At 58.8% G+C, this 14,495-nt stretch carries 11 protein-coding genes and 3 pseudogenes; 6 read left to right on the top strand and 8 right to left on the bottom strand.

Annotated features, from left to right (window positions below; genetic code table 11):
- Nucleotides 1–43: 43 nt before the first annotated feature.
- Nucleotides 44–1,336, bottom strand: coding sequence for an MFS transporter (locus PQR02_RS22960; protein ID WP_408236249.1), 1,293 nt, complete (start codon nt 1,334–1,336; stop codon nt 44–46).
- A gap of 704 nt (nt 1,337–2,040) precedes the next feature.
- Here PQR02_RS22960 and PQR02_RS41045 point away from each other — a divergent pair.
- Nucleotides 2,041–2,360: pseudogene (locus PQR02_RS41045) on the top strand (IS6 family transposase); the annotation flags it as partial.
- 6 nt (nt 2,361–2,366) lie between these two features.
- Here the strand turns inward: PQR02_RS41045 and PQR02_RS22955 are convergent.
- From PQR02_RS22955 to PQR02_RS22935, 6 genes and pseudogenes are all read right to left on the bottom strand, one after another.
- A complete protein-coding gene (locus PQR02_RS22955) occupies nt 2,367–2,804 on the bottom strand; it encodes a hypothetical protein (protein WP_408236246.1) in 438 nt (145 codons plus the stop codon).
- 435 nt (nt 2,805–3,239) lie between these two features.
- Nucleotides 3,240–3,905 carry a TniQ family protein gene (locus tag PQR02_RS22950; protein WP_408236243.1) on the bottom strand — a complete coding sequence of 222 codons (666 nt, stop codon included), beginning with the start codon at nt 3,903–3,905 and terminating at the stop codon, nt 3,240–3,242.
- Nucleotides 3,856–4,836, bottom strand: a pseudogene (locus tag PQR02_RS22945) (AAA family ATPase). Before PQR02_RS22945 ends, PQR02_RS22950 begins: the two are co-directional and overlap by 50 nt.
- Nucleotides 4,837–4,864: 28 nt before the next feature.
- Nucleotides 4,865–6,025 carry an integrase core domain-containing protein gene (locus tag PQR02_RS41100; RefSeq protein WP_494478097.1) on the bottom strand — a complete coding sequence of 387 codons (1,161 nt, stop codon included), beginning with the start codon at nt 6,023–6,025 and terminating at the stop codon, nt 4,865–4,867.
- The gene (locus PQR02_RS41095) at nt 6,025–6,867 is read right to left on the bottom strand and encodes a helix-turn-helix domain-containing protein (RefSeq protein ID WP_494478096.1); all 843 of its coding nucleotides are present in this window, start codon (nt 6,865–6,867) and stop codon (nt 6,025–6,027) included. The genes PQR02_RS41100 and PQR02_RS41095 overlap by 1 nt, the downstream gene beginning before the upstream one ends.
- Entirely contained in the window at nt 6,864–7,499 is a 636-nt protein-coding gene (locus PQR02_RS22935) for a hypothetical protein (protein WP_317015838.1), read from the bottom strand. Before PQR02_RS22935 ends, PQR02_RS41095 begins: the two co-directional genes overlap by 4 nt.
- A gap of 477 nt (nt 7,500–7,976) precedes the next feature.
- Here PQR02_RS22935 and PQR02_RS22930 point away from each other — a divergent pair.
- The 5 genes and pseudogenes from PQR02_RS22930 to PQR02_RS22910 all read left to right on the top strand — a co-directional run.
- Nucleotides 7,977–8,534 (top strand): annotated as a pseudogene (locus tag PQR02_RS22930) (ATP-binding protein); the annotation flags it as partial.
- Nucleotides 8,503–9,201: a hypothetical protein gene (locus tag PQR02_RS22925; RefSeq protein WP_408236239.1), complete on the top strand. Its 699-nt coding sequence runs from the start codon at nt 8,503–8,505 to the stop codon at nt 9,199–9,201. The pseudogene PQR02_RS22930 and the gene PQR02_RS22925, both read left to right, overlap by 32 nt.
- A 769-nt stretch (nt 9,202–9,970) precedes the next feature.
- The gene (locus PQR02_RS22920; protein WP_408178991.1) at nt 9,971–11,158 is read left to right on the top strand and encodes a ParA family protein; all 1,188 of its coding nucleotides are present in this window, start codon (nt 9,971–9,973) and stop codon (nt 11,156–11,158) included.
- Nucleotides 11,159–11,160: 2 nt separating this feature from the next.
- Nucleotides 11,161–12,144: a ParB/RepB/Spo0J family partition protein gene (locus PQR02_RS22915; RefSeq protein WP_408178990.1), complete on the top strand. Its 984-nt coding sequence runs from the start codon at nt 11,161–11,163 to the stop codon at nt 12,142–12,144.
- Nucleotides 12,145–12,452: 308 nt separating this feature from the next.
- A complete protein-coding gene (locus PQR02_RS22910) occupies nt 12,453–13,535 on the top strand; it encodes a Replication protein O (RefSeq protein ID WP_408236235.1) in 1,083 nt (360 codons plus the stop codon).
- A gap of 414 nt (nt 13,536–13,949) precedes the next feature.
- Here the strand turns inward: PQR02_RS22910 and PQR02_RS22905 are convergent, their stop codons facing one another.
- Complete coding sequence (locus PQR02_RS22905) at nt 13,950–14,321, bottom strand: hypothetical protein (RefSeq protein ID WP_408236232.1); 372 nt, start codon at nt 14,319–14,321, stop codon at nt 13,950–13,952.
- Nucleotides 14,322–14,495: the final 174 nt, after the last annotated feature.

Raw genomic sequence — 14,495 nt, 5'->3', positions numbered from 1 at the left:
TCACCAAGGCCATCGCCCACCGCAGCTACATATCGTTCACCACCTATCGTCGAGTCGCGGTTTGAGCGAACGCCTCGGATGGCTCCGGGTTCTCCTCAGGTTCAAGGGCTTCCAGCGATTGCTGATTGGTCTCGATTCCGGCCACCATGATGAGAACTGCGATAAAGACATACGCGCCCGAGATCGCACCAACTACGCCCGCAATGCCGAACCGGTTGAAGAGCCCGAGCACAACGAAGGGCGACCCAATCAGACCCAGCCGCCCAAACATCTGGGCAACCCCAGCCCCACGGAACCGATACTCGGTCGGGAACAGTTCTGGCGTCATTCCCAGGCCGAGCGTCAGGAAGATGGCGACCGCAGACACGAGCAGGAAACCACACAGAACGATTGCGATCGAAGAGGTGAGGAAAGGATAAATTGCACCCAAACATGCGCACGCGGCAGCGAACAACATGATTGCCGCGCGACGTCCGAGTTGATCAGAGATATATGAGAGGAACAACGGGCCTGCGATCCAGCCGCCCATCATCGCGGCGTTAAAGCCGAGCGAGTGAGTCACGCTCATCCCCTGCCTTACGAAAAACGTTGGCATCCACCCCGTGAGGCTGTATGAACCGAACAGACAGATCACGTTGATCACGATGGCGAGCAAGGTACGCCGGATTACTGGACGGGAAAAAAGCGTCGAGAATGGGACCCAATGAGGCTCCCTGGCGGGCGGTTGCTGACCGGAAGGAAGCGGCTCGGTGACGCCAGCCTCTTTTTCGATGGCCTGGACAACTTGCTCCGCCTCCGCAGTTCCCCCGACGCGCTCCAACCAGCGCGGCGATTCCGGCAGATGACGGCGCATCCACCAGACCCAGAGCGTGCCGATGCCCCCGATCAGAAACATCGGTCGCCAGCCCAGCAAAGGAATGATGAGCGCTGCAACCACCGACGTGACGAACACGCCAGAGCCTCCGATTAGCGCGAGCAGCCCCAGGTAGCGCCCGCGATGCGTTGGCGGCACGAATTCGATGATCAGGCCGTAGCCCATCACGTATTCGGCACCCATCCCCAAACCCATCACGAAGCGAAAGGCGATGAGCCAGGGCATAGATGGGGCGAAGGCGGAGACGAGCGCCATCCCACCGAAGATTGCCAGATTGAACTGATAGGCAAACCGCCGACCGAAGCGGTCGCTCAGCCAACCCGCGAGCCCTGCGCCGATCGTTAGTCCAACGAAGGTGGCCGACATGAAGATCGAATTAAGTTGCAACGTCGACCAGCCGCTATGAAGCATCGTCGCAAGAACGGAGCTTGATAACGTATTGTCGAAGGAATCGAAAAACATGCCCAATCCGACTAGCCATAGCACCCGCGTATGGAAAGGGCCGACTGGGAGGCGATCGAGTCGAGCGCCGGCATTTACCCTGTTACTCATCCGAAGTCCCCTGAAGAACCATCACCCTATGCTTGCATCAGCGATCATCGAGATCCTGTTCCGGAGTCGCGATAGCAACTTCCTTTTGCAAGACGGGGGATGCACATCAACGAAATGAAAAGCCTATACAGCTGCGAACGCAGCGGTCGATGCTCACATGAGGAATAAGCAGGATCTCGCCAACTGATGGCGATGAAGACTTAGCCCCGTCCCGCGCAGATTGGCTAAATACGCTGGGCCGTATTTGATACTCCGCTAAGCGGGAAGCAATCAGATTGGCGGCCCAGATCGTCTTCGCAGTGCGGTCTGCGTGTGGCAGCGCGGAGCCGCACACCCTGCAGCATTGCGAAAGATTTGCGGCGGACTGGTTAATGGTAGGTCGTCTCCGTACTTATTCGGCTAATCGCCATCTTCAGCCAAGTTTGCAACGTCGATGCCCCCGAGTACAGTCGATTATTCTTCTTTGTAGGTAAGCTGCGCTAACCTCGGCGCAGCGGCGGTGTTCACGAAATCAAAAGGAGGTCTGACTGACGCTGAAGGACCTGACCTGTTCTACCGGGCGCGACGGCACTGTCAGGTTACTGAGATGGTCGAGTAAGATCGAGCGATGAAGAATGCAAAAATCCCTTTACCACGGCCATCGCTTTTCGGCGACGGAGGGTCACCAGCCGCGCGGTGCGCTGATATTCAGGGTTCAGCTCGTTTGCGTGATATCGAAGAGCTGCTGATCGAGCGCGGGGTCATCGTCAGCTACGAAGCGTCCCACGCTGGTGCGGCAAGTTAGGTGCGGACTCGCACGCCGTGCGAATGCGGCGCGGCGCAGGCCCGGCACCACGTGGCAACTTGAGGAAGTATTTGTGACGTTGCGCGGAGAACCTTACCTGGCGTGGTGCGCCGTCAATCAACACCTGCTGAACTCGATATCCTGCAACAAGCCCCTCTATTCTGAAACCGATGCTGCGAAGACCGCAAGCGCCATCGCCGTCACACCGACGCTCCCCTTACGATCCACCAATAACGGGTCAGTCGATTTACGGGCGCCGTTCAAATCCGTCGCGCGTCTGCGCCCTGCGGGCACCGTCAGCCGTTCTGTCGGAGCTGCATCCTGGCTCAGGATACTTGAATGCCGATGGCAATGGTTGTCGCCGACCTGTAGTTCTCCTGTTTTTGTAGTCAGGCAGACCGGAGCCGGGGCAATCACAAGCCGAAGCCCGTTCTCTTCCAGATCCCCAGCCAGCACCACCCATTCGCGTTCCGGAAAGTCCACCACCGGAAACGGCATCCATACCGGTCCCGATATGGACGTCGCATCCGCGGCCTCGTTCAGATAGCAGGCAAAGCTGTCGAGACACGACTGAGCGAAGACGTGCAGGATCACCCAGCGGTCCGTCGCCCGGCTCCACTGGGGCAGGCCAACTGGCGCGGACAGCGAAAGCCAGACTAGGACGCCGAGGAATCCATGGTCGCCTTTGACGAGCAGATGGGAAGGGACGCCGATTCCTTCCCATTTGGACCGCCAACGAAGCCGGGCCTGCGCTGCCGGACAGAAAGGGGTCGTTGAGCGTGCATCGAGCCGCCACGCCAGGCGTAGACCGCAGGAAATGTGTCACAGCTTTTCCAGGAAATGTGTCAATCGGAGGCGCTTCCCCTATCGAACGAGATAATATTTCGAAGTTTCAGGTAGTTAGCGCATGCGAAGGAATAGTGTCACCGCACAGCCCGGAAAAAGCATCGATCATGGCTGCTGTACGCATGTTCAAGCATGCACATAAAGCCGATCGACGAAATCTGTCGAAAGATGTCAAGGCCATCATCACGAACAACGCTCAACGTATAGCCGCGTGAACGCCCTGCGCTGCTGCAACTGCATCGGCCGAGCCTTGCGTGGCCACCAGCCTTGACCGCCAGACCGCTCGCGACAATACGGACAACGGTACGCCGATTCGAGAAGCTGTAGTCCCACGTGATGCAGCGCTTGACGGCCGCAGCGCCGACACATCGATTCCAGTGCGCAGCGGTGCGCCGGGCAACGCTTTACGCTCTCGATCTGATGTAAGACGCTATGGTAGCCACGCGCCATGCAAAGCCGACAGTAGCGGAGCACCTCGCTATAGCGTTGCCGTTCGGGCCGCTCGAGCAGTGCCGCGCGCAGCGCTTTTGTCGGCAGACCCAGAACGTCGTGCAATCGACCCATGTCGACTTCGCCCAGGTGCGGCGCGAAACCGTCGAAAGGATCGATATCCGGCCGTAGCAACCGGGCCACCACGATGCCGGGCAGCGCATTCGCCTTCTCGAATTTCCATAGGATAGAGATAAGCGACTCGTAGGGATCGAGCCACTCACTACTGAAGTGGTAGCCCAGCGTCGGTGCCAGTTTACTTTCGTCGAGCGTGAGAATCGGAAAGCTCAATGGCTGCAGCAACGCCCCGCTACCCGGCCGAAACGAGCACTCGTCCGGTAGCATGGCGCGATTGGACATAGCCGCTATGGCGCACGGCGTGTTCCCACAAGGCTGATTCCGGACAGTAGCCGGGCTGATCCCTGAGCTCGCTGTCCTTGAGCACAATTTCGACGGCCCGTACAAAGGACTCCATCGGAATTTCGAGCCTTCCGGGCAGGCTGGCCTTGTGATGCGCCGCTTCGAATGTCTGCCACAGTACGTCGGCGTCGGTCGCCAGGCGATAACCGGCGTCGAACGCCTGTGGAATATAGAAGCGCGTAAAGCTCCAAAGGCTGCCCTCAGGATAGGCCGTCTGATCGTACCCATGCAGACAGATTGCCACGTCGCCCGCGTTGCGGATGCCGTAAAACGCCAGCTCTTCAACCATCAGGCGCGCGACGATCTGAGTCTTCCCCGCCAACTGCATGGCGTTCTTTTGTGCGAGCAGTTCCTGCTGACCGACGAGAAAGGTAAACAGTTTGATCTGCTGCCGATCCAAGGCGTCGTGGACATCACGGAGCCACTCCTATTCGTTGTCGTCGAACCGCTGTGCCTCGTCGCAGAAGAGCAACACGGTACTGCTGCCCGCTCGAGCCGCCGCCTCGCGGATCCGCAAGGAAAGGCGCATCCGCTTGGACGGATTGGATCCGCCATTGCGATCGGGATCTCCCACAGCTTCAAGGAGGTTTGCAAAGAAGGGCCCTTCAGCATGCCGAGGCTTGTGCTCGCACTGCGCATGGTAGGTGGTCATTCTCGGGTGGTCGCGTGCCAGCAGCAATCGCACGTACTCGATCGCCCGCGTCTTGCCGATGCGAGATGGACCGTAAATCAGGGCGCCCATGATGCGGTAGCGCAAGCAGCGAACGACCAGTTCATAGAAGGCTTCGATCGCCGGCGTGGCGATCCGATAGTTGCCGGTCGCCAGCGGGTGCAGTGACGGATCGATCGGACGCGGTATCTGAAGCGACATGGCGCACCTCCTGACGTAAACGATCGGGTTAAAAGACCTGGCCGGTACCGATCGACAGTTTTCGCGGACGCGCGCGCGGACGAGGTGCCGGCGCATCATGGGGTTCCGTCGTTGCGGCGATGGGCGCGCCGATTTCTGGTCCAACCACGTTCGGCGGTTGAGGGCAGACAGTCGGACCAGCAGGCACTCGCACAGTCCCGGTTGACGCCAGCAATCGCTTCGCGTGGGCCAACTGAGAAGCCGACTTGCGATTCTTTCTCGCCTCCGCGAGCTTCCGTTTGACGTACGCCTCTATCGGATTCTCTTCGGGCACGCCGCGACGGCCACGTCGCTGGCCGGCATCGCTGAGTATTTGCTGCCGCAGCTTCAGGTTGTGCGGAATCATCCGCCACACACCCTGCACTTCGAGTTCGCCCAGTTCGGTGCCATCCGGTAGAAAGGCGCGCACACTGCGCAGATCGTTTGCGTTCATGTAGATCAGGAGATCCTGGCCAATAAGACGCGTGCTCGCTGCCAGGACGCTGTTGGTGTACCGGGCTTTGTATAGATTGATGTGCGGACGTACGCCCTGGTCCAGATAGGCCCGGACCCGACACCGTCGCGCCGACTGCATAAGGCACAGGGTGCGCCGGTGATATTCGGCCAGCCAGGTCACCATCGTCTGCTTGCCGCGGACAAAGTACTCCATCGCTTCGAGCGGGGTCACGTTGTTCAGACCGCTGTGGGGCGTGCCGTTGTAGCTCGCGATGGCGTACTCGACCAATTCATCGAGTTCGTCGAGCGAGACGTAGAGACGCAGGTTGCCCTTGGGATCAGCGAGTGCCCGGCGCAAATCACGGGGATGCGAACCCGTGTAACCGGGCAGACGTGAGGAGAGCCGGTTCGCGATCGTGCCGAAGAATCGCTCAATGTAGGGCCGATCGTCGGGGCTATATTTCGGACCGGCGTCGGCAAGACAGCCAACGAATTCACAGAGTGCGGTCAATGTCGCGCTGGCCAGGTGAGCCCTGGCATTATCAAGCCGCATCCATTCCCACGTCGCATACGCCAACTCCGGCAGCCGTTGCGACGGAAAGCCGTCCTCGGGTCCATAGGCGAGCCCGGCGATAGTGAAGTTACGAGGCCGATGGGGTTCGAGCGCATTCTCGATCGTTTTGATCACGTCGTAGCGGCTGTATTCGCTCGCCATCACGATCTGATAGCCCAGGACCGCCGCGTGCAGACGTCGATGATGGCGAGCAGCCAGACTCGTTCCATCTCGAACTCGCGCTCGAAGCCTAGCGGATCCTGGACGACCAACTTGAGCCGGACATCGAGCCGGTGCCCGTCAAATTCGACAACCTGATACGGGCGACTTGCCGCTGGCGGCGCTCCATCGTCGTGCCGACGGGGCAAGCCCTTAAGATGCGATGCACCTGCTGAACGGGCTGCAGTGCCAAAGCTGCACAAAAAATCCGCCTTTAAACGTTCCCCGAGCGATCGAATCGCATGTCCCGAGGTATTGAACGGATAATCTGCCGCAGTCAGCCCCACCGCTCGGCATTGGCGCAGGAAATCGTCATGCACCGCCTTCAGACCACGCAGTCGGGTTCGTAACTTGCCGTCCGCTTGCAATTGATCGAGCCGCACTTTGCGATGCTTGACCTGCAACAGCAGCCAGCCCGCCAATACAGGATAGCGTTCCAATAGCTGTGAGAATGCCCCCGCCGCCCCTCCCGGCTCGAACCGCTCCTTCAAGGCACGCACGCGGACGTAGTCTGCGGTGCGCGCGTAGCGAACCAGCGCGCGAAAGCCGAAGGGTCGCCCATCCGGATGTGGCGATATCGCGCGCTCGAGCCAGCGATACAGTTGTCGCCTGTTGATGCCGGTCGCTTTCTCGATCTGTTTGATGGATTCTCCACGCACATACGCCATCACCGCCTGCACGCGTCGCTCGAACATGCGCCGCGTCGCGTCATCGAATTCCACGTGGGCAACGGTAGGCCATGCGGTGACGTCAAGCGCCTCGAACTGCGCGTTAAAGCGGATCATGAGATTGCCTCCGTAGCCGCAAATGAGGTCAGCAGCGACAATGACTGCGTGCGAAGCTCCGGCGCGCATACCTTGCCCTGATGCAACAGGCCGAATAGAGCTGCCCGAACCAACACCGGATCGCCCGCGGAGAACTCGCGCTCGACGTCGGCCAACCGTTTAGGCTTGTCGAGGAATAGCTCAATGGGTCGCGATAAAGACGGCAACACCAGCTTCCGGTTCGCAATGAGGCACGGCAGCATGCACCGCCAGTTGTCGACCCACGCGCGTGCGGCAACCAGCTCGGCCGATGCGACGCGGCGGATAGCCAATGCTTTCCCGTCGAGTTCGCGCGCCGCATCTGTCATCTCGCCGTCGATTGGTGAGTCAGTAAGAAGTACTAATTCCTGTCTATCGACATAGTCGGCCCAAAAGTCGGCAAGACACCGCTGGCCATCCAGTTGCACAAACCCTGGCCTCTCGCAAAACGTCACGACCGCCGGGTTCGCCTCGAGCAATATCCACTGTTCCAGTGCGGGGCGCGTATAAAGCGTCAGCCGTCGTGACAGCTTCGGACTGAAGGCTTCATAGCGATGCGCGCCCCGAGGACGGGCGAGCGCAACCGGCTCCGCAATGCGCAGAGAATCTTCCATAAGATCAACAGCATACGGACGGGCTTGGAAGTCTAGTAGACCGATTGACACATTTCATTCGGACTTACTCCGATTGACGCATTTCCCGACAAAGTTAGTGACGGGAATTGTGTCAATCGTCGGCCGCTATGCCGTGCTGCGTCAGGACTGGGCAGGTGTCAGTTTTCTCGCGGTCTACGGAAGTTACCGCCTGAAGGAGGCTGCTGAAACCCTTGCGCGCAAAACTAAAGCGAGCTAAAAAACAACCTTGTCCTGCTGTCGGGTGGAGGAGTTTGCGCGACCACAAGTGGGGGAGTTTGAAGTGACCATCCGGGGGTTCGTCGTCTCCGGCGGCTACGCCGCTTCGACTCCTCTCCACCGGCCAGAACAACCGTCAATCCAACGAGCAAGATAATTTCTTGCCTCCATGGTGGTGAACTGGACATTAACAAACCAAATTCAGGGCTGCAGCAGACAGACAAATAAGGTCACCTAACTCAGCGCTACAACGAGAATGAGTACGAGTGGCTGCGTGACGTACACGACGCGCTCGACAGGCAGCAGATCAAGCTATTTACTTTCCTCGTTGGCCAGGAGGAGTTACTCGCACAGAAAACCAGTCTGCAGATTGCTCACAAGACCCAGATCGTTGCGCGTCTAATGGTCGAAGAGCTCTCTTTCTCTGGCATCCGCAACGCACAGGATGTCGCCACGTGCATGAACGGCTACGATCAGACCGCCTATCCAGAGGGCACCCCCTTGAGCTTCACGCGTTTTTATGTCCCACAGGCGTTCGACGCCGGTTATCGGCTATTAGACGACGCGGGCCTGTTATGGCAGGCGTTCGAGGCTGCACACCACAAAGCGAGTCTGCCGGGTAAGCTCGAAATCCCGATGGAGTCGTTCGTGCGCGCCATCGAGATTGTGCTTAAGGAAAGTGAGCTAAAGGACGCGCCGGGTTATTGTCCCGAGGCTGCGCTGTGGACCTACGCAGTGCACCACTGCGGCTACGTTCAGTCCCGCCATGCCACCGGACGCACGCTTGCCACGGCGTAATGCCGCGGCGATCAAGGCGCCACGCTTTCCGATTCTGCCATTTGACGAGTGGCGAATCTCGCTCGCGCGAGGCAGTGCCCTCAGCCCCGGATTGTTGATGCCGGGCGAATCCCTTGTCTCGATTCTCTGGAAGTTCGCCTGCGCCAACGCGCTCCCCGGGCACGCCCTGGTCGATCTGATCAGTCCCGAAGTGCATCCGCATGAAGGCGTGGCGCCGGTGCGGGATGCCGTCGATCTGACGCGGTTGAGCCGCGTGCTACGCCTGCCCTCAAACGTGGTGAGGGCATCCTTGCCAGGTGCCGCGCCGCATGATCGATATCACGAGGTCTTCCGATATTGCCGACAGTGCGCAGCGCACGGCTACCACAGCGTGTTGTTCCAGCGTGAGGATGAAAATCTGTGTCCGGCGCATCAGCAATCGCTCCAGACGCGTTGTCCGTATTGCAACGGCGAGATTCCTTACATAATAAACGCCAGCGTGATCGGAGCGCCGTTTCGATGTGGCTGGTGCCATTCGCACTACAGCTACGGGCGGCTTTCCCTGCTCTCGACGACGGCTGCGATGCGCCGGCAGGACCGCATCGCTATCAGCCGCCGATTGCGCCTGCGCTCGAGCAACGAAGTCGAGGGCGTGCGTCCCTGCGCAGATGGAAACAGCCGACTTTGACACCTGCGGCGAGACTAGCCGGTGACACAATTAATTCGTTTTTGGCAAGCTATTGAATTAAAGGCGATTTATTCAGCCGTCTGGCCGACGGGCCGTGAAGTGACAGATTTACTCGCGAAGTAGTGACAAATTTATTGCGGTCTACGGGCATCTCTGCGGGTTGCGCTGCACGTTACCAATCGGCAACCTGCGCACAGGGGAGCGATCGCGTGAGCGTGACCGGCGGAATCAGGGGCGGGTCCGAATCGCAGGATGCGGTCCGCAACGAGGATGCCGAAGGGGCTTTCGAAGCAATCAGTGTACTGCGGTGCTACTGCCCTAGAAAACCAAAGGAACTTGACGGTTAGTTGCGCACGGATCGGAAACGTAAAAATAACTACGATTCACGTAATGATTAGTACGACACCGTGGTCTTTGCAGCTTTGGTGTCGCACTGATGCCGGTGGGGAGCTAAATCGTTCTCCGAGCGCGCGAGACGCTGGAAGGAGCGTGAAACATTCGAGCGGTTTGCTCCTTAAGTGCCCGTCCGAAAAGCTATTTGGTAACGCTCAGATTTGTGAAGGGGATGTTCCACGGACGCCATTTTGTTCCACGACTTGAGGCGCTGTCGAGAAATTCGGCACAAACCACCGGCACACGGGCAATTGCGCAAGGACAGCCATCGCAAAGTTAACTTGCGTTTACTTTTAACAGGGACTAATCTTCGAGCAGTTCGACCGGTTGGGTCGAAAACTTCTCAACCGGTCCAGTGGACGCTATGGGTAGAACAATGGACACTACAACGAAGCTCAAGTCGGGTAAAACCACGGGCGAAGACCTCATGCGTCTTGCGCAACTGTCAGACGGCATGCTGCAGAAGATCCGCGACGAAATGCTTGAGCCCTTCCCTCGCAAGGTCCCGCCGATTATCTCATCGGCGCGCCTGCAGGAGATGTGCGGCATCGACAAGCAACGCATGGGCTATGTGCTCAAGAAGGGTGAGCTGCCCGGTGGCACGCAGAGCAAGCCCGGGGCACCTCGTCAGTTCACCGTTGCAGAGAGCATCGCTTGGATTCAATCCGAGCGCAACCTCCTCCCCCGCAAAGGCCCCGCCAAGGTCATCGTCGTCGCCAACTTCAAGGGCGGTGTCACGAAGACCACGACCTCTACCCTACTCGCGCAAGGTCTTGCCATGCGCCGCGGCCGTCGGGTGCTTCACATCGACCTCGACCCTCAGGGCAGTGCAAGCACCCTCTACGGGATCAACCCCCATGCGGAGGTCGATTCCTCACAAACCGTGATGCCCCTGATCGAGGCCTACTTGGCGGGCGAACCGTTTGACATGACCACCCTCCCCGTTCCGACCTACTGGCCGAACGTGGACATCATCCCCTCCTCCACCGAACTTTTCAATGCTGAGTTCATGCTCCCAGCGCGGGCAGCCAGCGATGAGTCGGTGCGCTTCGAACAGGTGCTGCATGACGGCCTCGCCCAGCTGAAGGATGCGTACGACTACATCATCATCGATACGGCACCCACGCTGAGCTATCTGACAATCAACGCCATCTTCGCCGCGGACGGCGTCCTCGTGCCGGTCGTGCCGGACATGCTTAGCTTTGCCTCCATGGTGCAGTTCTGGCACCTGTTCGGCGATCTGATCAATGGGATGCAAGCTTTCGATGACGGGCGCGCCAAGGAGTTTGACTTCGTGGATGTGCTGGTCACGCGTATGACGTCAAAGCCCGCCGCACAGATCCTACAAGGCTGGATCACCCAGATCTACGGTTCCCGCGTGGTGCCCATCGAGATCCCGGAATCTGATCTGGCGCGCAACACCAACATGCGTTTTTCTACTTTTTACGATCTTGGCCCGAACGACGTTGGGGCGGAGACACTACGCCGCATTCGCACACCCGTTGACCAGCTGGTTGACCGCGTCGATGACAAGGTGTGCGCCATCTGGGCACAGGAGGGATGACGATGGCGAACTGGATGAAAGAGCAGGCTACTAAAGCCAAGAATATTCAAGTCACAGCTGAGGATCAGCAGCGAGCGCTCGATGCGCCGCCCGTTCAGGCTCGCACTGCACCAGGTCAGCTGATGCAGCTGCAGGCAACAGCCGAGCGACAACGCAAAGAGATTGCCGACCTCAAAACCGTGCTAGACAAGGGTGCCCGAGCAAAGCGGCCGATTGCCAAGATGCATGAGGTGCCCGGTCGTCGCCGGAAGCTCACAGCTGAGCAATACGCCGAACTGAAAGCGAATCTTGCCCAGTACCCACTGGTGTATCCGGTTGTGCTGGAGGCTCGCGGTGACGGTGAATGGAACATCAACGCTGGTAACAACCGCGTCGCCATCTACGGCGAATTGGGCATCGATGAGATCGATTCCATCGTCTCGGACATGGAACCCGAGCAAGCAGAGCGGCTGGCGTTCTTCTCAAATCTCTTTGCCCCTTCCCTCTCGGACTACGAGAAGTACTGTCACTTCCAACGGTTGCAGGCGACAGCCGACGCTCTCTCCCAGCAGGAGTTGGCGACCGCAGTCGGGTTGTCGGAATCGCACGTGAGCAAGATCTTCGCGTTTGACGGGTTGCCAATGGATGCGAAGGCAATCCTAGAAACGCGTCCTGAGCGACTGGGTGCTGACGCCGCTGCGCATCTGACCCGGGCGCACACAGAAGGCCGTACGAAGGAAGTGATCGAGGCTGTGAATCGACTGGTGAATGAAGAGCGTTTCACGCAGAAAGAAGCTGTCGCGAGCGTGCAAGCCAAGCCTGCGAAAGCCACACCGACCGGCCAAACACTCATCGTGAAGCAAGGCAAGAAGAACTACTGCGAGATCACCGCGCGCAACGGCATCATCGGTGTGCGACTCAAAGTGGATGCTGAGCGGGCCAATGAGTGGGCAAAAGAGATTCAAGCACTGATCGAATCGAAGCTTACCGAGAAACAGGTTTCGTGAAGAAACCGTAGCGTTTTCAATGACTTAGATTTTAGAAACCTGGACTGGAAACCAACCAAATTTCTAAGTCGTTGTTTTGGTTGAACTTTCGTGACGAAACTTGGTGGAGCTTATGACACGGTAACGCCAAGAAGACAAAGGCCCCCAGCTGGAAACTGAGGGCCTTTGCGTAAGTGGGCTTGGCTGGAAACCTCGCACCACACTCCCCAGCTGGAAACTGGAAAGGGTACAGCGTCAACCCGGAGTGTAGCGCAACGAGATAGCCAGTCAAGCGAATTCAAATCCATTTTTGAGAATGGACGCTCGACATGTCTATCGCGCAACGCTTCGTTGCTGGCGAGGGTGAAACTCACCCCGAAGACTCAACCGCCCTCACCGCCTTCCGTTCTGATGACACCAACTTGCCTTGGATCATCTTCCGCGCCGCATTTCGCGCGTCCCACATCGACGCCCTTCCCCAACGTGCGCGTGCCGTTCTCGCTGCTCTCGCACGAACCGTAGATCAAGCCAAACCGTTTGCAGCCATCTTCGCGCGTCGCGAGTTGCTCACTGGTCGCGCTCTTCAGTCGATGCGCACCTTCTATCGCAGCTTGGATGACCTCGAAGCCGCTGGTCTGATTGAACGTCGTCCTCAGTCCCGCTATGTTGAAGCAGGTCTCTTTGGTCGCGCGTATCTCCACCTCACTCAGCATGCCGCTGAACTGCTGGGTCTTGTCGAAGCCCCGGTTCCTCACAACCCGGAACCCCAGCCTGACTCTTTGCCCAGTCCGTCTGCCACCGTGGCAGACGGTGGTATATATAAGGATCTTTACCCTGCTTCTTCTCAAAAGAGACAACCCGGGCAAGTGCCTGCTGACCTTCAGCGTCTGCGGTCCCTGGGTTTTCTTGATTTCCTGATTTTCAAATTCATGCGTGAAGCGCGTGAGAAGGGCAAGCTCCTCTCCGACGTCGTCGAGGCGACGTGGGAACATCTAAAGGCAGCCGCAAAACCCATCTGCTACCTAAGCGCTCTGCTCCGCAGCCCGGTCGATTTCCGCTATCAGCTGCGCCGAAAGTCTCAGGCTGCTCTCGAGCAACACGTCAAGGTGCAGGTCGAGGCTCAAGGCGAGCGCGTGGCTCGTGAGAGTGCTGGCCAGACATTCGTAGACGCGAGCGGCGAGACGGCCTACGTCGTGAGTGCGGACGGCGAATCGATGACCGTGTACGAGGCAGGCGAGGGAATTGGGCGTCAGGCAACCAACTGGAAGACTGGCTTTGCGCAAGCCAAGGAGCGTGGCTTCATCCGTCCAGCCACGACCTCCCGCCACATTGTCCCCGCGGCGACGCGGTCACACGAAGCGCGGCAGCACATCGCTGGTCTGCGCGACCTTCTGCGGCCGCGTCTCGCTTAAAGAAAAAGAGGATTCGGACGACCCTCGATTATGCTCGTGTCCGGTCCCACCTACGGGCCGCGGGCCGAGGGCATGAAGGCCAGAGGGGTAAGGTCAGCGAGGTCGAGAAGCCAAGCGGTGCGTCAATATCAAGCTCGCCGCAGAGCGCGAACTTGACGACGACCATTCGTTCCGCGACCAGCCTGATAGAGAACTCGGTCCCGTATCGACGACCAACGATCAACGGACGCTCCATCTTGCGCACCACCTCCTGCAGGAACCCTGTAAGTTCTCGCTGGTTGGTCGCTGACACGACAGTGACGCCTTCTGCATTTCAGCTCCGTGCCCGGAATCCCGTCCGCGGCGAGCGCCTCCATATACGACTGAAAGTCGAGGAAGTCGGTGCCACTCACATCGAGCGTTCGCTTCTCGCAGTCACAGTAGACCTTGCCGTCCATGTACCCCTCGCCCGAGCCCATCGTTGATCAGCCGGATCAGAGCCGGACTTGGCTCTTCCGCGCTATGATCCGGCGCTGCCAGACAGCGCGCGTCGCTGTGGTACTGCTCGATCTGGTATTCCACCCAGTCCCAAAAGCCGATCACGGTGTTCTCAGCAGCAACTTGCTGGCGCCACTCCGCGCGACGCAACGGCGATGCCCGATGCTCGCCATCGCCGTTCGGGTTGTACTTGTTACCCAGTTGAGCAGCGCTCAGATGTTGGTCTCCCACCATGATCGCGTGAAAGCCGGCATTGGCTGCCTGCGCATGTTGTGTATTGAGGTCATGCGTGGTTGGACCGATCGACATGTTTTCTTTCCTTGTGTACGTTCATTAGGATCGCGAAACGAATTCATAGCGCGGAAGTCCCTTGAGCGGCAAGCTACCAATCTGGCGACCCGTGCTGAAGCCTGCGATCTCGCGCAACAGTCGTAGGCAGTTAGTATCGATACCCTCAAGTTCGCACCAGTCGAAAAAGTCCGC

This window comes from Paraburkholderia sediminicola, from assembly GCF_046026895.1.
Lineage (GTDB): Bacteria > Pseudomonadota > Gammaproteobacteria > Burkholderiales > Burkholderiaceae > Paraburkholderia > Paraburkholderia sediminicola_C.
The sequence above is the reverse complement of the archived record's forward strand: the minus strand, read 5'-3'. Positions and strand labels throughout refer to the sequence as shown.

Bases quoted from the DNA above. Each gene is read 5' to 3' on its own strand.
- PQR02_RS41100 (WP_494478097.1), bottom strand. From the start codon at position 6,025: ATGGCGAGCGAATACAGCCGCTACGACGTGATCAAAACGATCGAGAAT.
- PQR02_RS41095 (WP_494478096.1), bottom strand. From the start codon at position 6,867: ATGATCCGCTTTAACGCGCAGTTCGAGGCGCTTGACGTCACCGCATGG.
- PQR02_RS22925 (WP_408236239.1), top strand. From the start codon at position 8,503: ATGCCACCGGACGCACGCTTGCCACGGCGTAATGCCGCGGCGATCAAG.
- PQR02_RS22920 (WP_408178991.1), top strand. From the start codon at position 9,971: ATGGACACTACAACGAAGCTCAAGTCGGGTAAAACCACGGGCGAAGAC.
- PQR02_RS22915 (WP_408178990.1), top strand. From the start codon at position 11,161: ATGGCGAACTGGATGAAAGAGCAGGCTACTAAAGCCAAGAATATTCAA.
- PQR02_RS22910 (WP_408236235.1), top strand. From the start codon at position 12,453: ATGTCTATCGCGCAACGCTTCGTTGCTGGCGAGGGTGAAACTCACCCC.
- PQR02_RS22905 (WP_408236232.1), bottom strand. From the start codon at position 14,321: ATGTCGATCGGTCCAACCACGCATGACCTCAATACACAACATGCGCAG.
- PQR02_RS22960 (WP_408236249.1), bottom strand. From the start codon at position 1,336: ATGTTTTTCGATTCCTTCGACAATACGTTATCAAGCTCCGTTCTTGCG.
- PQR02_RS22935 (WP_317015838.1), bottom strand. From the start codon at position 7,499: ATGGAAGATTCTCTGCGCATTGCGGAGCCGGTTGCGCTCGCCCGTCCT.
- PQR02_RS22950 (WP_408236243.1), bottom strand. From the start codon at position 3,905: ATGTCCAATCGCGCCATGCTACCGGACGAGTGCTCGTTTCGGCCGGGT.